This window comes from Flavobacterium piscisymbiosum (genome assembly GCF_020905295.1).
Taxonomy (GTDB): domain Bacteria; phylum Bacteroidota; class Bacteroidia; order Flavobacteriales; family Flavobacteriaceae; genus Flavobacterium; species Flavobacterium piscisymbiosum.
Window position 1 is genome coordinate 5,056,837 of the sequence record NZ_JAJJMM010000001.1, and the last position, 25,897, is coordinate 5,082,733.

Below are 25,897 nucleotides of genomic sequence, written 5' to 3' on the forward strand. Positions count from 1 at the left end.
TCAAAATCTAAAATCTATGTTCTAAAATCTATATTCTACACTCTTTACTCTTTACTCTTTACTCTTTACTCTTTACTCTTTACTCTTTACTCTTTACTCTTTATTCTAAAAATCACCTCACCAAAGTCAGACTCATCAAACCAATCACTACATCATTGGCAATGGTTTTTAAAGTCAGGTTTTTTAATGTTTTATTTTTATCTAATGGTAAATCTAAAATCGTTCCTGCGCCGCCATCGACTCCATAACTGGTGAATCCTTTTATGGTTTTAAAATCTTTGAAATCTCTCGAAATTTCTCCTGTTTTAAAATAAACTCTTGGCGGTTTTGGCGCATCGGTTGTAAAAGCCAAGCCATCAATAAAATAATCCTGCTCGATGGGCCACCAGTTTTCAGGATTTTTTAGAGGCAGAATTTCCGAAGTCCCATCCGTATAATTAATGGTAATTTCTCCGTTTGTGATGCGGCTTTGCATTGGGTTTGTGGTTCCGGCAAGCATGAAATACGCATGTGACGCTTTTCCGTTTAAGGGGATATTGATACTTTCAGGAAAATTATCCCACATAGATGTGAAGATGATATTTTTTTGATTTTCATCAGAAGGCGTTTGAAACGGAATTCCGTTTGGAGTTGTAATCTGTCCGTTGGCTTTTGCTTTTTCGCGTAAACCTTTGTCATCGATTTTTACGGAAATATTAGGATAACACCAATTCCCGATTCCTTGTTTGGGTAATTGTAAAGTCACCGTTTGCGGTCTTGGCGATAAATATTCATAATTGAAAATATCCGTCACTTTTGAATTGAAAAATGATGCAAGCGAAATTGTTTCTGCACGTTTGGATTTGTCCAATGGCGCGTCCCAGTTTGTGGCTTCTTTGCTAGAAATATTATCTAATTTTACATTTACATGAATGGGTTTCCACCAGGATAATTCTCCCTGTTTCAATTCTACAAAAAAGAGTTTATCACCTGCCGAATTCACTTTTGCCTTGAGCGAATTTTCTGTTTTGGAAATTTCGCTTAAAACTAATTGCGGATCGTAAACTGAAATTATTTTTGCTTTAGAAGTTTTCAATTCTAATATTTCATTTACAGTATAATTTTCTTTTGATATCACATTTTCAATTAAATCTCCTTTCCACTTAATGGTAATTTCATAAGAGGTATTATAAGGAACTTCGATACTTATTTTTGGATTTCCGATGTTTTCGGGAATCAATTTCCATGAAACTGATTTTCCATTAACAGTAATAATTTCCACACTTTCATAAGACGAATTCAAAACCAAATTTAAATTCATTTTAGCCGAAAACTGATTTTTGATCTGGTATTTCTCTTCTTTATTTTCTCTTTTAAAATCAATCGAGATGTCTGGAATTTGTAAAGAAGCCTCATTCCATTTTTGAGGAAATCCGGGTTTAATGGTTAAAACCCCAGCCAAAGCATCCGGCTGAATCCCAAAAAGTCCTTCGACCAGAGTTCTTGAAGCCATACCAATAGGATCGGCAAAATCGCGGTACAATTCGCCACGCATCGCATCCTGATATAAAAGCTGCTCGAAACCTCCGGGCGAAGCTCCTAAATACATACTTTCTACCAGAGCACTTTCCCACATTGTAAAAGCTTTTTCTGATTGTCCGCCTTGCCAAAATGCCAAAGAGGTATGCAATTGTTCCGCTAATGCCACATTATTTGTCGACCATGTGTAAGGCTGCCAGTTGGTGGTACTAATGACATAAAGGTCTTTTTTGTCTAATCCTTCTGCCGAGATCGGGATATGCGGAATCTGATTATTCACATAATCCAGCATTTGATAACTCTCGAAAGGATTCGATAATTCTGAATCGATCGTGTGGTAAATGCTCCAGATTCCAGGGGTATCGTGCAATAATCTGTTTCCTAAAGCGTCTTTATATTCGGCAAAAATTCCTTTATTGGCCACCCAAAGCTGACTGTTTGTTGCTTTTAGAATTTTGGCTGCTTCTTTGGTAAACGGATTTTCATCTTGCTGAATTTTCTTTGCGATTTGGGCAACTGTTTTGTTCGCATAATAATTATACGCCGAAGAATGTATGACTCCGCCCCCGCTGTATTGCAAGGCATCACTCGCCCAAATTGAAGCGTATGCATCGTATAATCCGTCTCCATCTGGATCGAAATTTCTTTTTTCCCAGTTTAAATGCCTCTGGATTGTTGGCCACATTTCCTTTATGAATGCCGTATCACCTGTCCATTTAAAATGTTTGAGCATCTGATCTATAAAAACCAGATTCATATCGTAATGATGCGCAACGTTATTCTTATTCGGACTTCTGCTGATATATCCGCTACTGAACATCGAGGTTCCTATTTCTTCTTTTTGGCGCGCTAAATTTCTTTCTTCATCCAACACAATCGGGCCACTTTCCGGACTTGTTACCTGCGAATTGCTGTAACTGGTAAAATGCGTTTTTGCACGATCATGCCAGCCTAAAGGATCAGCGGTGTAAGCTCCTCGCCAGGCATTTAGATACATTCTCCAGGCAATGGCGCCATGAAGATAGGCTGGAATTTCCCAAATTCCGTCGGCAGCGATGGCAAGGGCAGCTCCTAAAGTATTGATATAAGGATCAGGAGTTGAAACTTTTACTCTATTGGCCAAAAGCTGTGTTTGCTGCACTGACTTTTCGTAAAGTTGTGCTATATTTTTCTGGTTGTAATTTGTTTTGGAATCTTCTGCCAAAAACAGCCAATAATCCCCTTTCTCACTAATCGATTTTATTTTTCCTGTAATGAGACTCAGCGATTCGGGATTTGAATTGTAAAGTTCTAATGGAGTTTTCTGAGACTTTGCATTGGCTAAATGTGCGACAGATTCAGGGAAAAATCCGCTAAGGCTTTTATTGTTTCCTGTTTTTTGTTTGTTGCTTTCTGAACCATATTCTAACAGAAATGATTGCTTTTTGATCGTGTACTTATTATTGATACAATAATCAGGCTGCAGATAAAAAACCGATTCAGGATCAGCACCAATATCGCCGTCACGGCTAAACTTTTTTCCGGTTGCTCCGCCAAAAGCCCAAATTAAACTGCTATTTTTTGATACGTTTTTACCACATACTTTTACGATAAAACCTTCGCTTTCTTTTAAAGCGACGACATCTACAAATAATTTTCCGTTTCCTAAAATCGGGTCTTCAATGGTATAATGCATTATGCCTAAAACATATCGGGTATCAATTTTTGAAGTTTCGGTAATCCATTTGCTTTCGTTTCCATTTACGAGACCTAACTTTAAGTTTCCTCCCATACCCGGCATATACATTGCAAACTCAGGAAAATCGCCTGTTTCTACCCTAAATCCTGTATTAGAACCGTACAACGCTCTGTTGAATTTTCGGGTACCATTTTTTAAAACAAAACTATTTCCCTCCGGCACGTAGTGTATTTTGCGTGGTGTTTTATTTTCTTGTCCAAAAGTAACGAGTGAACACATTATAAATAAAGCTGCCAGGGTTTGAATAGATTGTTTTTTAATTTTCATAGCGTTGTAAAAAATGAATTATCCTTAAATTCGGATAATAAAATTATTCTGTTCTAATTTTATGAATGCTGTAACGTGGATGCAATTTCTTTGTTTTTTAGTGGTATAGTATCCTGTACCTACCTGATTTTCGCAATATAATAATTTATAATATTCTTATTTTTTAACATCATAGTACAGGATACTTTATAAAAACAGAACAACTAGTTTTGAAATAACATCAAATTAACTATGCTATAAAAAAAGTTTCAGGTTTTCTGATTAGGCTTTCGCTTCGCTTAGCCTGAAAATGTAAATGATTTTTACCGCAAAGAGCGCTAAGGTTTACGCAATCCCGAAGATTCGGGACGCAAGGTTTTGTTTTTATTTCGCTTTGCTTTGAGGTCGCTAAGGGATTGCGAAAAAAGTATGCAGTGAAACGAGTGGCTTGAAATTAAAACTTCATTGATAGCGAAGTCGAACTTTTGTTTAGTCTTTTTGATTTACGATTATTAAAACCTATTAAACAATTACTTTTAAACAAAATATCATATTTCATGAAATCAATTAAACTATTTTCTTTCTTATGTCTGGCTTTCCTATTTTTCAATTTCACATTAAAACAAGAGAATAAACCAACTGTTTTTATGGTGGGCGATTCTACTGTAAAAAATGGCAAAGGCGATGGTTCCGGCGGACTTTGGGGATGGGGTGATTATATTGGTCAATTTTTAGATACTACAAAACTCAATATCGAAAATCATGCTTTGGGCGGTACAAGCAGCCGAACTTTTCAGGATAAAGGTTTGTGGATTGCGGTTTTAAATAAACTCAAAAAAGGAGATTATGTCCTGATTCAGTTTGGGCATAATGATGATGGGCCTTTAAACGATAGTCTTCGTGCACGCGGAACGATCAAAGGAATCGGAAACGAAACTCAGGAAATCGATAATATCCTGACCAAAAAACATGAAATTGTTCACAGTTACGGCTGGTACATTCAAAAGGTAATTCGTGAAGCAAAATCAAAAGGAGCGATTCCGATTGTTTGTTCTCCGATTCCGCGAAACGACTGGAAAGAAGGAAAAGTACCCCGAAACAATAAATCATATGGTTTATGGGCCAAACAAGTTGCAGAAAAAGAGAAAGTTACTTTTATAGATTTGAATGATAAAATGGCTCTGGAAATGGAAAAACTGGGCGAACAAAAAGTAACAGGAACTTACTTTTATAAAAAAGACCATACGCATACCTCAGCAAAAGGTGCGGTACTTTCTACTTCGGTAATTATTGATCAATTAAAAGAAAGCAAAAACTCTTTGAAAAATTATATTTTAAAAGACCCAAAAATTGTGCTTCCTGCCAAAAAGAAAGTGTATCTAGTTGGAGACTCTACAATGGCCAATAATAATGATGATCAAAATGCCGTGGGCTGGGGAGTTTCGTTTCCTACGTATTGTGATACGACCAGAATTGAAGTAATTAACAAAGCCAGAGGTGGCAGAAGTACCCGAACTTTTGATCATGAAGGCCTTTGGGATGAAGTTAAAAATCAGTTACAAGCCGGTGATTATATACTAATTCAGTTTGGGCATAATGATGCCGGGGCTATTGATAAGGAAAAATTTAGGGGTTCCCTTAAAGGAAATGGCGACGAAACGCAGGAAGTTACTCTTGCAGATGGCTCGAAAGAAATTGTACATACTTTTGGATGGTACATGACCAAGTTTATTCGTGAAGCCAAAGAAAAAGGTGCTATACCTATTGTTTTGAGCCAAACGCCAAGAAATGAATGGCCAAACGATAAAGTAGAGCGAAGAAGTGATACGTACGGTAATTGGTCGAAAGAAGCTGCCGAAAAGGAAAAAGTTTTCTATATCGATTTGAATGAAATAGTTGCTCTTAAATATGAAGCTTTAGGGAAAGAAAAAGTAAAAGTCTTTTTCCCAAAAGATCATACGCACACTGGCGCAGAAGGTGCTAATCTAAATGCATTGACCGTAGCGGAAAGCATTAAAAAATTAAAAGACTGTGGACTTAGGGATTATGTGTTATGAGTTATGAGTTTTGAGTTATGGGTTTTGAGTTATGGGTTATGAGTTATGAATTATGAGTTATGAATTATGAGTTATGAATTATGAGTTATGAATTATGAGTTATGAATTATGAGTTATGAATTATGAGTTATGAATTATGAGTTATGAATTATGAATTATGAGTTTTGAGTTATGGGTTATGTGTTATGGGTTATGGGTTATGGGTTGCTTGACAATTTTTATTCATCATAACTTCTAACTTTTAACTTCTAACCTCTAACTTCTAACCTCCAACTTCTAACCTCAAATTTATCCCATAAAAAAACCTCGTTTAATTGCTTAAACGAGGTTTTATTTTGAATAAAAATATTATTTTTTTGATTCTTCGATAGAAACTTTTCTAAACTCTTTTAAAAGTTTTTCAATTTCTAAAGTAGCTTTACGAGCTCTTGGTCCAGCAGCTTTAACACCTTTTTCTGTTAAAGATTCAGCTTCTGCTCTAAATGTGTCAATTTCGGCGTTGATTTTTACTAATAGATCTTTCATGCTTATAATGATTAAATTAAGTCGCAAAAATAAAAGTTTGATTGATAGTTACAACATATTTCACGTTAAAATTATCAGTGTTTTTCAGGGTTCGCGTTAACATTAAATTTACCTCACTTTTTTTTGCGAACCTCAGAAGAACCAAACAACTACTAATCAATCACTTATTTTACCAACTATAAAAAGAGAGGCTTACACGAGGCCTAAAAAACGACTGAAAATAATTTGTTATTTTTTATCTAAATTTCAAAAAACGACCTGAAATTTTAACATTTCGACCAATATCAACCTTAATTTAACTGAGAATTTGGGGAAAAATTACTCTACTAACTGTTTATTCACGTAAACATTTTTAAAATTAACTCCATTTATTATGCTTTTATCAATCTCGGTTTTCTTTGCCTGAATATTTAAATTCTCAAACGTAAAATTGGATAAACGAACATTTGGATCATTTTCTACTCCATAAAAAGTATCACACTTAAGATCGATATTTTTTAAAGTAACATGGTCTCCGTACGATAACGGAACATCAGGACGTCCTTTTAAATCAAAAAATTGTTTCCAGGCAAAAACAGCCAGACAGGTTTTAGCTTCACCTTTAATATCTTCTACTCTTATGTATTCATATCGCTGTGGTGTATCCGGTCTCATTTTGAGCCATAATAATCTCGAAGCGCCGTCTATTTTACAATTACGCATAATAACGTTTTTGTTATGAATAGATTCGCTTCCGTTTGTTAGCGCTGAATGACAGAATCCAAAATTGCAGTCTTCGATGATAATATTGGCATTGGGTCCGTTGTTTTTATCCTGATCTGCGTAAGGTCCTTTCCCTCCTTTTAAGGCAATTGCATCATCATTAACAGACAAATAGCAGCCTTTTACCAAAAAGTTAGTGCAAATATCAATATCGATTGCATCTGTACTTGGCGCTTTTGAGCTAATGTGAGGAGAAAAAATATAAAGATCAAGCAGTTTTACATTATTACATTTATAAAAATGATTCGTCCAGAAACCGGAATTAATCAGTCTTACATCCTGAAGCTGCACGTTATTAGAGTTCCATATAAAAACCAATCGGGGTCTTGAAACTTCAAGATTGGTGCATTTTGGATTCTCTTTGCGTCGCGCCCAAAAAGCATCCCAATACTTTTTTCCGTTTCCGTTAATAGTTCCTTTTCCCGAAATCGAAAAATTATCGACTCCGTATGCATTGACCAAAGCGGGGAAATAATCCAAATTTTGCCCTTCCATTCTCGATGGCATTATTGGGAAATCGGCGATATTATCAGAACCTTTCAAAACTCCGCCTTCTGAAACGTATAAAGTAGTTTTAGGTTTAAAAAACAATGCCCCGCTTAAGTAAACTCCTTTTGGGATAATAATAACTCCACCGCCATTTGCAGCGGCTTTATCGATTACCTTCTGAATGGCAACGGTTTGAATTTTGGTACTGTCCTTTCCTACTCCAAAATCTGTAATAATGTATTTTTTGCCCAGATCTTTCAACTGAATTTTAGAATAATCCTTAAACCAATTGGTGATTTCACTTCCATCCGGAAATGTATCATTTGCATAATTCTGCGCAAAGGAACTCTGTGAAAATCCTATGATGCAGATTAAAATTTTAAAAATATTTTTCATTTTGGTTATGTGTTAGTGTTAGTTAGTTATTTTTTTTAGGAGCTAATCCCGCTATTCGTTCCAATCTTTTCTGTCCGCCCCGGCGAACACAAAAGGATTTCCACTTCTATCGGGGCTAGGGCATTAGTTTTCATAATAATATTTTCGTCTAATTGTGTCGTTATTCAACTTTGTCAAAGTTCTCAGCAATCTTGTCATCCTGACAGAGGAAGGATCACACAAGAAACTCCGTAAAGATTAGCGATTTACTTTGTCGAGTTTCTTGCGGAGATCCCTCGTTCCTCGGGATAGACAAACTGAACGGTTAACAATCTTTGTCGAGTTTCGAGTGTGATCTACTTCGTTTGTTCGCTATCGCTCGAGTCTCATTCCTTGGAATGACAAACTGAACGGTCATTCTTTGTCGAGTTTCGAGTGTGATCCTTCCTGCGTCAGGATGACAAACTAGGCGTTTACTTTACCTCAACCTTAATTTTAGCTGATAATTGTTTAGCTAAAGTCGTGACGTAATTGGTAAAATACGCTGAATCTTTAAAATTACTGTCTGCGCTTAATTCCCAGCCCGCTATTGGGTAATAACTCACTTGCTGATTGTTTTTTGCAGAGAGTTTTATCAAATAAGAATCTGTTAGTTTTCCTGTTTTTGGTGCTTCGATGTAACCTTTATATACCGCTTTTGGTACAATTACAGCAGTTCCCAGAATCCATTGGCGTTCGTAGGTCAGTTTATCGTGTAATATGAAACATACAAAATCTCCGGCATTAATTACCTGCAAAGGGTTTTGATTGTTTAAATTCGAGTATGCAATTACAAGCGTTTCTTTTCCTTTTAAACCATTAACCGAAATAGTGTTTTTATAACCGTACATTCCAGGCCAAATCGATGTAGTTTCTTGTGCCTGATATTTATTTCCTGAAGCTTCCCAATTTTGATAGTTATAGCTCAAAACCGAATTTACCGGACCTTCACTTACGATTTTGAATGTTGTTTTTTCGATATTATTTATGGTATCGCTTCCAATAATTCCAAGTCTGTTGATTTTATTATCGATCAGTAAAGCAAAACCTCCAAGTCCGGCTGAATTTCCGACAGGAAAAATATCTCTTCCCCAATCGTACATCACATGATAATTGTCTTCAACAGCTCCTTTGCTGTTTATACCAACATCTTCTGGTGTAATAGCCGGTATTTTTTTTCCAAAAACATCTTTTGAATTTCTTCCGTCAAGATAATGCCTGAAACCTACTTTGTCATTTTCCCAAGATGGGCCGTCGGTTTGATATTTTTGGTAACCTAATTTCTTATGTACCTGATTGGCCATCAAAACTTCATCGGTTGCAGGATGAACAGGCAGGTTTTTAGCTTCTCTCTTTCCGAATCTTACACTCGTTTTTATTGAAAATTTAGGATCTGTATCTGACCATCTTAAGGTTGTAGTTTTTACTTCTTTTGGAGAAAAATCAGTAACGATAAATAATTCATCCCATTTTCCGTCTCCATCCAAATCATTAACTTGTGCAGGAATTGTATCGTTTTTATATATTAAGATAGGATAAGTTCCTATTTGGTTATTTACAGATAGTTGGTTTCTTTTTATCGAAATAGCTTTTTGAGTCACCTCTATATTTGAAGTATTTTTTAAAACAATTGTATTTGAGTTTGCTTTTTTCTGTGCATTACAGTTTGCAAAAATCAATACTGATAATGCAATAGGCGTGTAAAATTTTATAGTATTTTTCATTCTTTTTCTTTTTATTTGAGGGACAATTTAATCATTTAATCCAAATGAAAAACTTCTTTTAACACAATTGTTTTTGGCGAATTATCTGCATTTGTTTCCATTATATCCCCCATATAACTCCACCATTTTTTTACAATTGGATGATTGGGCAAAAAATTCACATCAAAATCTTTACTGATTTTCTGAACTGCAAAAAGTGTTAAGGTTATTTCGTCTAAAAAAATACTATAATCCTGAATTCCGCTTTCTGAAAGTAAAGTTTGTAATTCAGGCCAGATTGTATCGTGACGTAATTTATATTCGGCTTCAAAACCCGGTTTTAATTTCATCGTAAAAGCATTTCTTACTGTTGTATTATTTTCCATTTTTTCTAATGATTTTTGTTTTTTTTGTTGGGCGTAATTTTTTAAACACATAGATACATAGGTTTTGCATTGTCTCAAAAAGGCGTTTCATCAGCACCTTTTAAACTATTTTAAAAATAAATGCCGAAGCTGTTTCGTATTTTCCTCCTTGCGAAGCGGTAAACAAATAAGTCGCTTTTCCGTTTTGGAACAATAACTGCGGACGTTCTACCCTACCATACCGATTTAAATGTTTGGGCGCTTCGGGCTGATTGATATATTTGTTTAAGGGCTGATAGGCAATTTGAGGATCACTCCAATTCTTTCCGTCATCAGAATCCATGTACAATCCGTAATCGATCCCGAAAACGCCCATATCTCTTGCCAGCATTTTGAATTTCTTATTTTCATACCATACAAAAGCATCTTCGCATTGTTTGTTGTCTCCCAGTTTAGAGAAATCAATTACCGGATTGTGTTCGTATTTTTTATAAGGTCCTTGAAGGGATTTAGCTATCGCCAGTCCGTATTTTCTGTTGCCTTTTACGGGAAATTTTGGATGTTCGTAATTTTCTGTATCCAATGATTTATAATACAGCCAATATTCACCGTTTGGACGTTTTAAAAACGAAGGATTTGTGGTTAAAAGATCATCCCATTCGCCTTCTTTTGCAGGAAGCAATAACGGTTCATCGGGTCTTCGCCAAGGTCCAAAAAGAGAATCGGAAGTGGCTAAACCAATGCGTTTGGTATTCATTTTTCCGTTGGAATTTCCCATGAAAAACAAGGCATATTTTCCGTCTACAAAATGAATACTTGGATTATGACAGGTTGTAGCATCCCAAAAACCTTCGCCTCGCGGTGCTAAAATTGTACTGACATATTCATATGGTCCTTCAGGATTATTAGCAACTGCATGTGCAATCTCAGAACTGTTGATCCATCCGCTCATTCCTTTTGCTTTGGGCCATCTGGAAAAAAACACATGAATTTTACCATCCGGACCTTCAATTGGGCTGTTGCACCAAACATAATAATCTTCGAATTCTAAAGCGCGTCCCACTGGTCGAAGTCTTTTTTCGAAATCAGAAAGCTTTGGATCATCCCATAAAGTAATGGCTTTCGCCGAAAATGGAAGACATATCGCCATAACAGCGAGAGAATTTCCGATTATAAATTGTCTTCTATTCATTTTTTTTTGAATTTAAGATTTGCTACTCTTTTGGTAAACACATTTTTGTCTTCCCGAGGAACGAGGGATCTTCGCAAGAAACTCGATAAAGTAAGTTAACAATCTTTGGCGAACTACTAACGGAGATTCCTCGTTCCTCGGAATGACAAACTTTATAGTAACTTTGTCAAATTTTAGTAATGTTGATGCGTTCCTCAAAATGGCATACTATACAAACTTTGACAAAGTTCAAAGCGCTAAACCTATTTTTTATCTGTTTTAATTTCCCAATCATCTGTTCTAAAAGGTGACGCGGGTAAATTTTCTTTATTAAATAAATTTGGCTCCGGTATGGCTTTCCAGGCAAAACGAACGGCAACGGGTTCTTTTACTTTTGCAGAAGAAACTACAATTGTTTTTCCTTCAATTTTGGCATCTGCCGGATAAAAAACCTGATCATTTCCTGCTATTTCGAATTCTTTTAGATGATCTCCATTTTGCTTTAAACCCGATTCTGCGTAATCAAAAAACAGTTGTGCTTTTTGTTTTTTAATTTTCATTTGGTTAAAAACAGGTCCTGAATACACCAATTTATTTTCTCCATAAGTTTTAGCGCGTGCGATTAAAGCGAGTCTGTAACCCACAGTTTGTTTGTCTATTGGGTGAATATTATTGGCGTCCCCAACATCTGTGGTAACAACCATTCCGCTGTTCGGAATTGTTTTTAAAGACATTAATTGTGCTTCGCGTATTTCGGCATTTTGTCCTTTGTGGGGTGTAATTTGTACATAATAAAAAGGGAAATCTCCTTGTTTCCATTCTTCTCTCCAGCTTTTTACCATTGCGGGAAATAAAGATCGATACAAATAGGCTTTTCCGGAATTGCTTTCGCCCTGATACCAAATAGCACCTTTTATCGTATAATTTACCAGAGGATGAAGCATTGCATTATATAATACATACGAGGTTTTGTTGGCTTCTTTTTTAGGCTTTTTTAATTGTCCTTTCTCGGCGTTTTGAGCAGCTGCAATTCGTTCGTTGGTAAGACTTAAATAATAAGTTTCGAGTTTTTCCTGATATGCTTTTTCGTTTTTTGCATCTTCCTGCAAAATGGGTAAAAAAGCAACATCTTGTTCTAAAACACTTTGCGCTGTCCACGCTTCTGCTTTTGTTCCGCCCCAGGAAGTCGTGATTAACCCGATAGGTACATTTAGTTTTTGATACAAATCCCTGCCAAAGAAATAGGCTACGGCAGAGAATGTCTGAATACTTTCAGGCGTACACACTTTCCAGCTTCCGGTAACATCTTCAATTGGTGTTTGTGTCGCGTTTACGGCAACGGTAAACAATCTGATATTAGGGAAAGAGGCGCTTTTGACTTCTTCTTCGTAATTTTTAACTCCGGTTTTCCAGGTTTTATCTTCTCTTCCCACAGGAAAAAACATATTCGACTGGCCTGAACAAAGCCATACCTCGCCGATTAGAATATTTCTTAAAGAGATATTATTTGATGCATTGATGGTAATATCGTAGGCCTTGTCACTTCCGTTTGGTGTGTTTACTGCTGTTTTCCAGTTTCCATTGGCATCAGCCACAACTTCGACAGGAAGATTATTCCATCCTAAATGAATGGCTATTTTTTCGTTTGGAGCTGCCCATCCCCATAAATTAACTTTTGTGTTTTGCTGCAACACCATATTATCAGCAACTAAAGCGGGCAATTTAACCTGTGCCAGTACAGCGTTTTTTGTACTAAAAACCAGTAGAATTAAGAGAAGTCTTTTTAAGTAAATCATTAGAATATTTTTAAATACTAAAACTTTAAATTTAAAACAGTTAAACGGTGAATCTATCCTGTGCTTTCCTGTTTATTGTTAAATTAAAAATAAAAAAAGAAGCTGCCTAAAAAAAGACAGCTCCTTTAAAAAAAATAAAAAAAATTGGGAGCAAATATTTCTTAATCGTAACCCGGATTTTGAGTATAAAGTCCAGGAACTGCTAATATTTCTGATAACGGAATTGGGTATAACAATGAGTTATTGTCGATTGTTCTAATTTTTCCTTCGGTATCTTCTGCCGCTTTCCAGGCGTTCATTGTAGTTACTGCTTTTCCTGATCTAATAAGGTCAAACCATCTTGTTCCTTCTGAGAAGAATTCTTTTCTTCTTTCTGTAAACAATTCATCCAGCGTAATATTAGATGCATTTGCAGCAACACCTGCTCTTGTTCTTATTTTATTTACAATCTCATCTACTTCTGCCTGCGATCCGCCGCCGCCGTGAAGCGTACATTCGGCCATTAGCATCAATACATCTGTATAACGTGTTACCATAAAATCGACACCCCAGTCTTCACGACCGTTTCCGTATCTGGCAGCGTCGATGTATTTTTTGAAAACAGGTAATGTATAACTTCCTTTATAGGTTCCTGTTGCAACGGTATAGCTGGTTGCGATACCGTATATTTTTCTTTTGTCTGTTGCTTCAAACAAATTCAAAAATCCAGTCGAAATTGGTTTTGCTTCAAGAGCTCCCTGCGCTGATAAATTTAATGAGGCAAAATAAGGCTCGTAACCTAGCTCTACCATAAAATTACCTCCAACAGCAAGCGGCAAACTTTGAGTGTACGGAATTGTTAATACATTTTCTTTATTGGTAATTCCTTCTACTTTAAAAATTGGTTCGTAATCTGTATTAAAGGCATATAAACCACTTAACTTAATATCATTTAATTGCTGATACGCTTTGTCCCATTCGTTTAATCCTAATGTAGCACCATCAATGCTGTATGTTGGGCTTGAACGGGTCATGTATACAAGTCCTAATAAGGCTTTTGCTCCATATTTTGTAACACGACCAAAATTGGCTGCATCGTATGTTGGAGCAAGATCCGGAATCGCTTGTTCAAGATCTGAAATAATCAATTTGTAAACATCTACAACCGGAGTTCTTGGTATTTTTGCAGCTTCGGTAGCAGTCATTGTTTTTTCCATTAATGGAACTCTTCCAAACCATCTTACTAAATCAAAATAGCAGAATGCTCTAAGAAAACGAGTTTCGGCAATCATAGAAGCTTTCTCAGCCGGATCGGTAAAAATCTGATCTCCTTTTTCGGCTATTTTTTCTAATAATTGATTCGCTTTATTAATAGCGTTGTAATTACTCAAATAGGCTTCTTTCACGTAAGTGTTCGAACTTATCGAGGTGTAGAAACTATTAATTCCTTCCCAATCTCTTGAAGCCTGAGTGGTTGCCAGCAAATTATCTGATCTTACTTCGCTTAAATTTAAGACTCTGTTGGCATAACCGTAAGTACCCATTCCGTGAAAGGCCACAGAATACGTTGCATTTCTGGCCTGAACAAAATCGCCCGGTGTAGCATAGAAATTTTCAATGGTTCCCTGAGATAACGGCAATTGATTCAATTCATCTGTGCAAGATGTAATTGCCAATACTGCTGCTAATAAATAAATATATTTTTTCATTTTATTTTAATTAAAATTAATGTTAAGTCCTATCACTAAAGATTTTGCCAAAGGAGCTCCTCCATAATCTACCGGCACAGAAAAATCGCTGTTTGAACTCGCTGATGTATTTACTGCCTCGGGATTGAAACCTACTTTATATTTATTCCAGTAGAACCAGTTTTCACCCGTTACATAAAGTCTCATATTATCAATTCTGCTTAAACCTTTAATGGCTTGTCTCAGGTTATACCCAATTGTAATGTTTCGAACACTCACATAATCTGATTTGTACAACCAGTCTGAGTTGGCCTGATATCCAAAAGAAGTTCTCCAGTTTCCTCTCACAGAAGGATCTACGTTTAATGAATTTTCAACAGATCCCATTCCGGTACGGTCAATCGCTCTTCCTGTTAATCCGTAAACTGTTCCTCCGTTTTGTCCCTGAACCAAAATATTCAAATCAATATCCTTGTACTTGAAAGTGTTTGTGATTCCCCAAGTATATTTTGGAGTAGGATTACCCAAATCTACACGGTCATCTGCATTGATTTTTTTATCTCCATTCTGATCAATATATCTTGGATCTCCCAAAACTAATTTGTTGCCTCCAATTGTAGTTCCTCCTGCATCAATATCTGCCTGACTCACTACTCCGTTTTGCTGTAATCCAAAAATAGTATACATTGGTTTTCCAACTTCTAATTTTACAAAAGGAACTCCACCATCATAGGCATTACTAATTTCAATTTTACTCTGGCCAGGTCCAAGTGCCAAAACTTTGTTTTCGTTATGGCTTATATTGGCCGAAGTTCTCCATTCAAAACTTGGTGTTTTCACGTTTAAAGAACTCAGTTCAAATTCCCATCCCTGATTTTGTACTTCACCTACATTGGTCAAATAGCTTGTAAATCCCGTAGCTCCAACAATAGGCACTCTTAATAATAATTCACTATTGTTTTTTCTGTATACTTCGAATGTACCTGTTACCCTGTTTTTAAGAATTCCGAAATCCAATCCAAAATCGACACTTCTTGATTCTTCCCAGTGCAAGTCAGGATTTGCTATTGATGATGCTCCCTGACCAATTGCAGCCGCACCGCCAATAGAATAATTGTAAGTAGCCAATGTTGCATAAGAAGCATAACTGCCAATATTGTTACTTCCGTTAAGACCTCCGCTCGCTCTTAGTTTTAAATCACTAAGCCAGTTTACTTTTTGCATAAACTCTTCTTGTTTTACTCTCCATCCTAATGAAACAGATGGAAAAACTCCCCATTGTCTGTCTGATCCAAATTTTGAAGAACCATCACGTCTTACGCTTGCAGATAAAATGTATTTTTCTTTGTAATTGTATTGCAGCCTTGCGAAATAAGATAATAAGGTACTTTTTTCTGCATTTGTAGATCCTAATGATCCCGTTGGCAATGTTTCTACAGTTGAACTGTTATATAATGCTCCCGAAGATAAGCTTGATCTCATGATTTCATATGAACTGAAAGACTGTCCTAAAAGCACATTGAAATTATGATTCCCAAATGATTTATCCCAGTTCAAAGTATTTTCATTTACTAAATTTTGTCTTCTGTACGTGTTATAAGCTCCTCTAATACTTGCCTGAACATCATTTGGCGTATAACTCTCTGTTGTATTGTCTGAGTTATCAAAATTCAATGTCGTTTTCCAGGTAAATCCTTTTGCAAACTGATAACTTGCATAGGTAGAAATCAAAGTTCTGTACATGGAGTTTTTTCCTGTTCTGGCCAATGCATTAAGCATATTGGTCGTGCTGCTGCCCCACGCATATCTGGTTGTATATTTTTCTCCTGCCGCATTGGAGGCGCTTTCAAAAACCGGTGTTGCTACAAGGGCTTTAAATAAAGTATTGTCTTTCCCTTCTACTCCCGGATCATTTTTGATGGAATATGAAGGCGCAATATTAATTCCTGTTTTAAAGTTTTCTGATAATTTAAAATCAACATTTGCTCTCGCAGAGAACAATGTATAATCAGTTCCGATGATGTACCCTGTGTTTTTTTGGTAATTGGCCGACACATAATAATTGACAGCATCTGTAGCTCCCGAAGCTGATAATTGATAGTTATTGAATTCTCCTGTACGGAAAACTTTATCCTGCCAGTCGATATAATCTAATCCAGGGTGTCCCGGCATATCCCATCTTTCATCGTACAAATACGTATAATATCTTGTGTTGGCGGTATTAAGAGGTGCAGTTGGATTTTTAGCATTATAAGCTGCAATTCTTTCCGCATTGTTCTGGCTTGCAGAAGCCCCTGTAATTCCTGATCCTACCCATTGCGAATCGATCATGGTTTTGGCCCTGTCGATCCACCCCTGAGCAGACAACATATCGACTCTGTTGGCTTCTTTATTTACCCCTCCGTAAGTATTAAAAGTGAATTTTGGTTTTCCTTTTTTACCTTTTTTAGTTGTAATTAAAACAACTCCGTTTGAAGCTCTCGATCCGTAAATTGAGGCCGCTGCGGCATCTTTTAAAACTTCGATCGATTCTACGTCATTAGGATTCATGTTGTCAAGAGGGCTTCCGCTTGAAAATCCTCCATTGCTATTAGATCCTTCTGTATAAATAGGAAATCCGTCTACAACATACAAAGGCTCATTTCCTGCCGTAATAGATCCTGCTCCCCTGATTTCAATACTAAAAGGCTGTCCCGGTAAACCTGTTGTTTGTTTTACACGAACACCAGCTACCTGTCCAATTAATCCCTGGTCAATTCTGGAAATAGGTCTTTCGGTAAAGTTTTCAGTTTTAATTCCCGAAATGGCTCCTGTAGTTAATTTTTTCTTTTGGGTTCCGTACCCAATAACTACGACTTCATTTAAGTTTGAACTCTCTGCATCTAAAGAAACATTATAAGTAGTTGAAGCTCCTATTTTTAGTTCTTTCTTTAAAAATCCTACGAAAGAAAAAACCAAAGTTTCACCCTCGGATGCTTTTATGCTGAACTTTCCGTCAAAATCAGTACTCGCTCCTCTATTGGTTCCCTTCACGATTACGTTAACTCCGGGAATAGAGAGTTTAGACGGATCAGTAACTGTTCCTGTAACCGTTTTTTCTTGCCCATAAGCCGATACTTGCAATAAAGCAAAGAAGGCCATAATCAGCAAAAGATTAAGCTTATTTTTCATAAAAGTTAAATTTTGGTTAGTTTAATAGTTTTTCAAATTTATCCAGAACTTGTTTGCGTGGCATCCTGTAGTATCCTGTTAGATTTCAACACATTATAGTGTTTTTATATTTATTTTAAGACAAAAATCTCACAACTGATTGATTTACAATCCTTAAAAAAAATGAAAGATTAATAAATATCATATCAAAAATTTAATTAAACCATTTTTTATCATTTCATATTTATTTTAATAAAAAACAAAGAATTATAAAATAAGTAACTACATTGATTAAACATTCTGTTTTTTGAATATAATTACCAAAAACAGGATGCTACAGGATAGCCTTTTAATACGTTCCTAATACTTTTACTTCATTACTGCTACTAAAAAATTGTCCTGCATAATTTTTTAATGATGTGAAGTGATTAATTTAGTAACCACTAAAACTTTTTGAGTACATAATGAAACTAACCAAATTTAACCTCCTCATTACCTTATTTTTTTCCTGTGCCTTTAGTGCATTTGCACAGGAAACAACAGGTTCTCCCTGGCCAAAATCTACTAATATAAACCAGCCTTGGGCTCGATGGTGGTGGATGGGAAGTGCCGTAGATAAACCTAACCTGAAAAGGAGCTTAATAGACTTTTATAAAGCAGGCATTGGCGGTGTAGAGATTACCCCTATTTATGGCGTAAAAGGCGAAGAAAATAATTTTATAGATTATCTCTCTCCTAAATGGATGGAAATGCTGGATTACACCATTCACATTGCTGATAGTCTTCATATGCAGGTCGACATGGTGCTGGGAACAGGATGGCCTTACGGAGGTTCGCACGTTACATTACCACATGCAGCCACAAAACTAATTGTGGAAAAGTATCCGCTTAAGAAAAATGAGACTTTCAATAAAAATATTACCCTCAGCAACAGTAAAGAAAAAATACCTGCTGAACTTTTATATGTTGTGGCTTATGCTAGCGATGGCACTTATATCAATTTAACTGATCAGTTAAAAAAAAATAAAGTTAATGCTAAGGACAAAGGCATTGAAGGAAGTCATATTGCACTTCCAGATCAGTCGGAACCTAATAAACTGAATTGGAAAGCCACTAAAAAAGATTTTACTATTTATGCCGTTTTTAGCGGTAAAACAGGACAACAGGTAAAAAGAGCAGCACCTGGAGGCAGTGGCTATACTTTAGATCATTATTCTCAGGAAGCATTCAATGCTTACGTTGTTCCGTTTAACACAGCATTTAAAGGCCGAGAAGGAAAAATCAGGGCTATTTTTAATGACAGCTATGAGGTATACGGAACTGATTTTACACCTAACTTTTTTGAGGAATTCAAAGCCTTGCGTGGCTATGATCTTAAAAAACAATTACCTCTTTTATTAAATGAAACTGACAATGAAGTGGGAAACAGAATCAGAAGTGATTACAGACAAACGATTGGTGAGTTGTTATTGAATAAGTTTGATAAATCATGGACTGCCTGGGCGCATTCTAAAAACTATAAAACCAAACTTCAGGCGCACGGATCTCCCGGAAATCTTATCGATTTATATGCTTCTGCAGATATTCCGGAATGCGAAACTTTTGGCTCGATGCCATTTGATATTCCGGGTTTCAGGCGCGAAAAAGAAGATATCCGTGAAGGCGATGCTGATCCGGTAATGCTGAAATTTTCGTCATCTGCGGCTCATATTTCAGGCAAAAATCTGGTTTCTTCTGAAACTTTTACCTGGCTTAGGGAACATTTTAAAACTGCCCTGTCACAATGCAAACCTGAGGTCGAAGATTTAATGCTAAACGGAATCAATCATGTTTTTCTTCACGGATCGACCTATTCTCCAGACAGAGCAGTCTGGCCCGGATGGCAGTTTTATGCCTCTGTGAATTTTAATGCCAACAATACTATCTGGGAAGATGCTCCTGCTCTTTTCTCTTATATATCAAACTGCCAGTCACTTTTACAACAAGGAAAATCAGATAATGAAATCCTTTTATACTGGCCTATTTTTGACACGTGGGACAAATATCAAAAAGGAACTTTATTTTTTGAATTTAAAATACATTCTTTATCACAATGGTTACATGATACCTCTTTTTATGCTACTACTAAAAGTTTAATGAAAAAGGGATATGGTGTTGATTTTATTTCTGATAATTTTATCGCTGAAGCAAAAGTTGTAAACGGAAAAATTGTTCTTCCGGGCGGTAGCTTTAAATCGCTAATCATTCCACCTTGCCAAAAAATGCCTCTTGCTACTTTGCAAAAATTAATCGAACTTAAAAAAGCCGGCGGATCTATTATTTTTGAAGGATTGCCTCAGTCAGTACCTGGATTTAACGACTATAAAAAACAGGAGCTACAGCTTCAAAATTTATTAACGGCAAATAAAGAACTCGTACAACCATCTTCAGATATATTTAAGGCTTTAGAGAATGCGGGATTATATCCTGAAACGCTAGTTGAAACAGGTTTAAAATATACCCGAAGAGATATTGATGGTGAGAAGATTTATTATCTGGTCAATCATACTCCAAAAACCATCGATACTTTTATTCCTCTTCAGATTGGCAATAAGGAAGTAATGATTTTTGATCCTTTAACCAGAGCTTATGGTAATGCAACAGTTACTAAAAATGACAAAACCACAATGGTTAAAATTAAAATAGCGCCAGGGGAATCTTATTTTCTAAAAACAGAAAATACAGCTTCACAAAAAAAATGGCATTATTATGAACCTATCTCAGAAGCTATTTCTTTAAAAGGAAACTGGAAAATAACTTTTGATAAAGGTGGTCCGCAATTGCCTGAAAGTGCATCGATTTCTTCTTTAGAATCCTGGACCAAACTAAGTCCACAAGCAGAAGCTTTCTCTGGAACTGCGACTTATACATTAGAATTTAATAAACCAAATTCAAAAGTAGATCACTGGAGCTTGAATTTGGGAGACGTTCGGGAGAGTGCTAAAGTCTGGATAAATGATACTTTCATCGGCACGGCTTGGTCTGTTCCTTATCAATTAAATATTGAAAAACTAAAACCGGGAAAAAACATTTTAAAAATTCAGGTGACCAATCTTCCCGCCAACAGAATAAGAGATATGGAGCTAAAAGGTCAGGAATGGAAGATTTTTTATGAAATCAATATGGTCGATAAAGATTATAAAAAGTTCGATGCTACAAAGTGGCAACCGATGCCTTCAGGATTATTGGGCCCTGTTACCATTACGCCATTAAAACAAGAAAACTAATTACTAAATAACCAATACTTGACATGAAAAAATTACTCTTATTTTTGGCTATATGCCTATCCTGCACCAACGGAGCAAATGCGCAGCAAGCCTTTGATAAAAAATTAGTACTCAAACAAATGATGCTTGCCAATGATTATTTTATGCAAAAATGGCCTGAAACCGGCAAAACAATAATCACCAACAAAGAACGTCCAAGTAATATCTGGACGCGTGGGGTTTATTATGAAGGACTTATGGCTTTACATGAAATTTATCCTAAAGAAGCATATTACGATTATGCCTATGCCTGGTCTGAATTTCATAAATGGGGTTTTAATGGCGGAAATACAACCCGAAATGCAGATAATTACTGTGCCGCACAAACTTATATTGATTTGTATAATCTGGAGCCGGATGCTAAAAAATTAAAAAATACAAGAGCCAATATCAATATGCTTTTAAATACACATCAATTGGACGATTGGTCATGGATTGACGCTATACAAATGGGGATGCCGGTTTTTGCAAAACTAGGAGTTCTAGAAAAAGACAATCGCTATTTTGAGAAAATGTATCAAATGTATATGTACTCGAGAGATAAACACGGAGATCATGGGCTTTACAATCCTAAAGATGGATTATGGTGGCGTGATGCTGATTTTGATCCTCCGTACAAGGAACCAAATGGAGAAGATTGTTACTGGAGCCGAGGAAATGGATGGGTAATTGCTGCTTTGGCTAAAGTTTTAACTATTATTCCTGAAAATGCACCTCACAGGGCACAATATGTAAAAGATTTAAAAGCGATGGCTGCCGCTTTGGTACCTATACAAAGAGCGGATGGTTTCTGGAATGTAAGCTTACATGATCCTACTAATTTTGGAGAAAAAGAAACATCTGGTACAGCATTGTTTGTGTATGGAATGGCATACGGAATAAACAGCGGGATTTTGAAAAAAGAGACTTACGTGCCTGTAATTCAGAAAGCATGGAATGCTATGACAACTGAAAGTTTGCATACCAATGGTTTTTTAGGCTATTTGCAATCGACAGGAAAAGAACCAAAAGATGGTCAGCCTTTATCTTACGACAAAATTCCTGATTTTGAAGACTACGGATTAGGTTGTTTTTTACTGGCCGGATCAGAAATATATAAAATGAAATAATTTTTTTCACTATTTATACTTATAAAAAAAGCAGGATATCTTTGATAAGATTCCTGCATTTTTTTATTCCAACTACATCTACTTAGTTGGAAATCGAATTATAATAAACCTAAATTACATTAGAAAAAATAAAGCTTTGTGAAAATTACCGAACTTTGTTGACATTATATTAGAAGCCTGAAAGTTCATTTCCGGGCTTTTTGTTACTGCATCGAACTCGCCTGTAAAATACATTTTTAATTCTTTGATAATTTCGAATCTTGTCTTAGAACTATCTAATAAAATCAAACTTTTCACTTCTTCTAAAAAAGATAAACTATCATATAGCTGTTTATTGAATAAACAAACCAAAACATTTGTTCCTTTTTTATCTAATTGTAAAAATTCTAAAAGTTCAGACTTCTCGTAAATCACAAATATTGAGCGGTTAAACTCTGTTGATTCATTTTCATTTTTGTATGTAAACGCGCTTTCAAAAAAATCAAATTCACTTTTGAATCTTCTTTTGAACATCTTTAGGAAAACTCCTTTATTATCCCGCACCAAAACTCTTTCTTTTTCCATTTTTAATGTATTTGCAAATACTTAAAGATTATATATTCTTATTATAAATCTTTTAAAATCAAAACATAACAAACTAATAATCAAGCACTTTAAATTCATTACAAAGATAAACCTGCATGACGTGAACAAAATGACACTAAAGGCCATAAAAGGAACAGAATAAGCTTTTTTTGACTGCTAAAAGCTTAAATTTTAATGATAGGCGTAACATTTACTTCTACAAAAGCAATCAATTGATCGATCTTATGATGGTTTTTACATTTGTTGGAAATCGAAATAATATATCCATTGGTATCCTTAACATACAAAAAGAAAAAATCTTTGGTTAAAATTGCCTTTTCAATTTGACTCCATTTATGGGCAAACTCACCCAAAGGAGAGTGAACGCAAATACCTGAGTTTGAAAAATTGAACTTGTATTTTTTGCTAAACCTGTTGTACTTGAGGAGTTTTTTGGTAAACTGAAAAAAAACTTTGCTTATTGTATTTACCAACGAATATTGAAAGGAGAAAAACAATATAATGATTACAAGATTGCGCAATAGCCATTGCAGATAATCAACTTCATTGTTTAGATCAAAGAAATCAAAGAAAATCACCATCAATAGAACAATTCCTGAAAAAATAATAACTTTTTCTTTATACAGATCTTTAAAATACATTTTGTTGAGTTTTCGTATCTCTGAAGTATTAAGATCAAATTCCAGGCAAAAATTAGTAGTATTCATAATGAATTGTGGTATTTTGATTTTCAAAAATTTCAGCTTCTCTACATCTCTTTTACTTAAAAATTGAGACAACTAGAAAACATTGTTCAAAATTACCACTAAGCCCCAATACACATTATCCATTTTAAGCCATTATAATATTAGAATAAGACTTATTATGCAATAAATTTTACGATATATTTAATTTAATATTTTATATATCTCATAAACGACTGGCAATCGTATAAAACAACAGCTTTATATTGTAATTGTATCGCTGATCGATTACGTAATTTTAGGAGATATATTTTTTAAAAAAAAATCATGAATTTGAATATATTGATTTCAAAAAAAAATCTACTTAAACATAAAGTGTTATCGGATTCATCCAACGTATATAAATGATATAAATCCTTTCTATGACTACTTCAAACCACAAAAATAACGTTCCTAGTACCAGAACTTCAGACAAAAAGTCTCAGGTAAAATTTACAGCATCAAGAAGTAATGAAAAGACGACAACTGAAATAAAAAAATCAGCGTCTTCAAAAAACAATGAACTGCCTTAAATATTACTTAACTTTATCCTTGTTTATTCTCTGTTACATACTAAATAAGATTTTACACTTATCTACTAAAATTTAATTGATTTGAAACTTCCCTTTTCTTATTATCTCAATCAAGATCCCGTTTTCCTGGCCACAGATCTTTTGGGTAAAGTGCTTTTTACTGAAATAAACGGAGAAATAACAGCAGGTATAATTGTAGAAACCGAAGCCTATTTTGGTGAACTGGACAAAGCTTCTCATGCCTACGGTGGTCGTCGTACAAACAGGACAGAAACGCTTTATGCAGCTGGAGGTATTAGTTATGTTTATTTGTGTTATGGCATTCATCATTTATTTAATGTTGTAAGTTCTCTCAAAGGGGAACCGCATGCAGTGCTCATAAGAGCCGTCGAGCCGTTCGTAGGTCAGGATATCATAGAGCGAAGACGTAATATGCCTGTTACCAAAGCTGCTGTTTCTTCTGGTCCGGGTTCTGTGGCTAAAGCTTTAGGCATAAATGGCTCTTTTAATAAAAAAGAACTAACCGGTGATGAAATCTGGATAGAGGATCACGGCATTCGATATAAAAGTGATGAAATTATTGCCGGTCCAAGAATTGGCGTGGCATATGCTCAGGAAGATGCCTTACTGCCCTGGCGTTTTTTTATTAAAGGCAATAAATACGTAAGCAAGCCTAATAATGGGAAAATAAGCACAATTAATCGTTAGTTGTCAGTGAAATCAATATTAGAATTCAGTTTAAATCAATTATATTAATAGAGCTCTACCTATTAAAGTGAACAAATATCGAACCTACTCAAAAATGATTTAGGCAAACACTTAATTTCGAATCATAGTTAATTTAAATTTAATAACTATATTCAATCATTTCCAAAACCAAATCTCTTCAAGTCAAATCAAGGTATAAAATCTTTTTAAGAAACAAGATCTTAAATAAGTAAAATTACTCGTGTTTTTTTATCAATCTTATTTTTAAACTCTTCTAAAAATATTAAAAACACACCAGTCAGATTTTTTTGTACCCAAAAACGTACTTTTCTACTCCTTACGTAAATTCTTATTAATCAACTTTGCAGAGTCAATTACCTGATTATCCCTTGATACCGATTTTAAGAATTGGAATAACTTTTTCTTTTTCAGTATCAAATGCTATAATCATTATTCTTTACTAACCATTAATTAATTATTTACTAACCTTAAAATTTTAAAAATGAAAAAAATCCTAAAATTTACCTGTTTGTTATTTATTTCAGTATTGCTTAATTCCTGTGAAAAGGAACAAGATTTAAATGTACCACAAAGCGCTAACAAAGAAACGTCACAAATCGATAAGAAAGACGTGTCGCAAAACACTAGCAAAGATGCAGTCTCAGCTAATGCCGCATTAGCAGGTGGTGGTGCCGGGGCCAGAACAATTACATTACAAACCAATACACTATCGTGTCCCGGTGGTTTGTGTACATCGTATGGTGTTTGGTCAACAGGCGTTTACACTGTTTGGTTCCAGATGAAATTTAATTCTGGATTTTATTGGAGCAGAGGTGGTAAATGCGGATATGGTATATTAATTGGTGATCAAAATACAGGTGGCGATCCAGGATGGGATGGCAATGGTGGTAGCGCCAGATTTATGTGGTATTGTCCAAGTGGATCAAATTCTGCCAAAGGAAGCGGTGCTTATCTCCAACCTTATGTTTATTATAAAGATCAGCCTGGGCAATTTGGTAATGATTTTGGAAAAAAGTACTATATTCAAGAAGGTGTGACATACAACTGTCAAATATCTGTGAAGCTAAATACTGGTTCAAATACTGACGGATATGTCAAATATTATGTAAATGGTACCGAGATACTGAATCAAACAATTCGTTGGGTTACTAACGATTCTAAACGAAATGTCAATGCAGTAAGCTTGCATACTTTCCGTGGTGGCAGTCAGGAATACTGGAAAGCTCCGGTAACAAGTTCTATCTATTACCCTAGTGCAGCTTGGGATGCTCAATAGTAGATATTAACTTTAAAACAGTTAGTTCTTAAAAAAA

General features: G+C 35.4%; 17 protein-coding genes. 6 read left to right on the forward strand and 11 right to left on the reverse strand.

From position 1 onward, the window contains the following. Positions 1–112: 112 nt before the first annotated feature. The gene (locus LNP81_RS21535) at positions 113–3,523 is read right to left on the reverse strand and encodes a DUF4450 domain-containing protein (RefSeq protein WP_230039352.1); all 3,411 of its coding nucleotides are present in this window, start codon (positions 3,521–3,523) and stop codon (positions 113–115) included. A 536-nt stretch (positions 3,524–4,059) separates the two neighbouring features. Between LNP81_RS21535 and LNP81_RS21540 the strand changes: the two genes are divergently transcribed. After that, positions 4,060–5,559, forward strand: coding sequence for a rhamnogalacturonan acetylesterase (locus LNP81_RS21540; protein ID WP_230039353.1), 1,500 nt, complete (start codon positions 4,060–4,062; stop codon positions 5,557–5,559). A 348-nt stretch (positions 5,560–5,907) separates the two neighbouring features. On the opposite strand, the gene LNP81_RS21545 is transcribed toward LNP81_RS21540, so the two are convergent. From LNP81_RS21545 to LNP81_RS21580, 8 genes are all read right to left on the reverse strand, one after another. Next, complete coding sequence (locus LNP81_RS21545) at positions 5,908–6,084, reverse strand: histone H1 (RefSeq protein ID WP_055095391.1); 177 nt, start codon at positions 6,082–6,084, stop codon at positions 5,908–5,910. Positions 6,085–6,402: 318 nt separating this feature from the next. After that, the gene (locus LNP81_RS21550; protein WP_230039354.1) at positions 6,403–7,731 is read right to left on the reverse strand and encodes a rhamnogalacturonidase; all 1,329 of its coding nucleotides are present in this window, start codon (positions 7,729–7,731) and stop codon (positions 6,403–6,405) included. Positions 7,732–8,183: 452 nt separating this feature from the next. Next, a complete protein-coding gene (locus LNP81_RS21555) occupies positions 8,184–9,473 on the reverse strand; it encodes a DUF4861 domain-containing protein (RefSeq protein WP_230039355.1) in 1,290 nt (429 codons plus the stop codon). Between the two features lie 35 nt (positions 9,474–9,508). Next, a complete protein-coding gene (gene rhaM / locus LNP81_RS21560) occupies positions 9,509–9,838 on the reverse strand; it encodes an L-rhamnose mutarotase (RefSeq protein WP_230039356.1) in 330 nt (109 codons plus the stop codon). Positions 9,839–9,938: 100 nt separating this feature from the next. Next, positions 9,939–11,009, reverse strand: a complete 1,071-nt coding sequence (locus tag LNP81_RS21565; protein WP_230039357.1) for a glycoside hydrolase family protein — start codon at positions 11,007–11,009, stop codon at positions 9,939–9,941. A gap of 242 nt (positions 11,010–11,251) precedes the next feature. Then, positions 11,252–12,784 (reverse strand): sialate O-acetylesterase, encoded by a 1,533-nt coding sequence (locus tag LNP81_RS21570; RefSeq protein WP_230039358.1) that lies wholly within the window; start codon positions 12,782–12,784, stop codon positions 11,252–11,254. A gap of 161 nt (positions 12,785–12,945) precedes the next feature. After that, positions 12,946–14,472 (reverse strand): RagB/SusD family nutrient uptake outer membrane protein, encoded by a 1,527-nt coding sequence (locus tag LNP81_RS21575; protein WP_230039359.1) that lies wholly within the window; start codon positions 14,470–14,472, stop codon positions 12,946–12,948. A 6-nt stretch (positions 14,473–14,478) separates the two neighbouring features. After that, a complete protein-coding gene (locus LNP81_RS21580; protein WP_230039360.1) occupies positions 14,479–17,622 on the reverse strand; it encodes a SusC/RagA family TonB-linked outer membrane protein in 3,144 nt (1,047 codons plus the stop codon). A gap of 443 nt (positions 17,623–18,065) precedes the next feature. Between LNP81_RS21580 and LNP81_RS21585 the strand changes: the two genes are divergently transcribed. Together LNP81_RS21585 and LNP81_RS21590 are read left to right on the forward strand one after the other, a co-directional pair. Further along, positions 18,066–20,867 carry a glycosyl hydrolase gene (locus LNP81_RS21585; RefSeq protein ID WP_230039361.1) on the forward strand — a complete coding sequence of 934 codons (2,802 nt, stop codon included), beginning with the start codon at positions 18,066–18,068 and terminating at the stop codon, positions 20,865–20,867. Positions 20,868–20,890: 23 nt separating this feature from the next. Then, the gene (locus LNP81_RS21590) at positions 20,891–22,015 is read left to right on the forward strand and encodes a glycoside hydrolase family 88/105 protein (RefSeq protein WP_230039362.1); all 1,125 of its coding nucleotides are present in this window, start codon (positions 20,891–20,893) and stop codon (positions 22,013–22,015) included. A 114-nt stretch (positions 22,016–22,129) separates the two neighbouring features. On the opposite strand, the gene LNP81_RS21595 is transcribed toward LNP81_RS21590, so the two are convergent. Both LNP81_RS21595 and LNP81_RS21600 read right to left on the reverse strand, forming a co-directional pair. Further along, positions 22,130–22,579 (reverse strand): hypothetical protein, encoded by a 450-nt coding sequence (locus LNP81_RS21595; protein WP_230039363.1) that lies wholly within the window; start codon positions 22,577–22,579, stop codon positions 22,130–22,132. 185 nt (positions 22,580–22,764) lie between these two features. Further along, positions 22,765–23,307 carry a YcxB family protein gene (locus tag LNP81_RS21600; protein ID WP_230039364.1) on the reverse strand — a complete coding sequence of 181 codons (543 nt, stop codon included), beginning with the start codon at positions 23,305–23,307 and terminating at the stop codon, positions 22,765–22,767. 398 nt (positions 23,308–23,705) lie between these two features. On the opposite strand from LNP81_RS21600, the gene LNP81_RS21605 reads away from it, so the two are divergent. The 3 genes from LNP81_RS21605 to LNP81_RS21615 all read left to right on the forward strand — a co-directional run bounded on the left by LNP81_RS21605 (position 23,706) and on the right by LNP81_RS21615 (position 25,860). Further along, on the forward strand, positions 23,706–23,855 hold the full coding sequence (locus LNP81_RS21605; protein WP_230039365.1) for a hypothetical protein: 150 nt from the start codon (positions 23,706–23,708) through the stop codon (positions 23,853–23,855). A gap of 81 nt (positions 23,856–23,936) precedes the next feature. Further along, positions 23,937–24,563 carry a DNA-3-methyladenine glycosylase gene (locus LNP81_RS21610; protein WP_230039366.1) on the forward strand — a complete coding sequence of 209 codons (627 nt, stop codon included), beginning with the start codon at positions 23,937–23,939 and terminating at the stop codon, positions 24,561–24,563. A gap of 547 nt (positions 24,564–25,110) precedes the next feature. Beyond that, a complete protein-coding gene (locus LNP81_RS21615; RefSeq protein ID WP_230039367.1) occupies positions 25,111–25,860 on the forward strand; it encodes a polysaccharide lyase in 750 nt (249 codons plus the stop codon). The last annotated feature ends 37 nt before the right edge of the window (positions 25,861–25,897 follow it).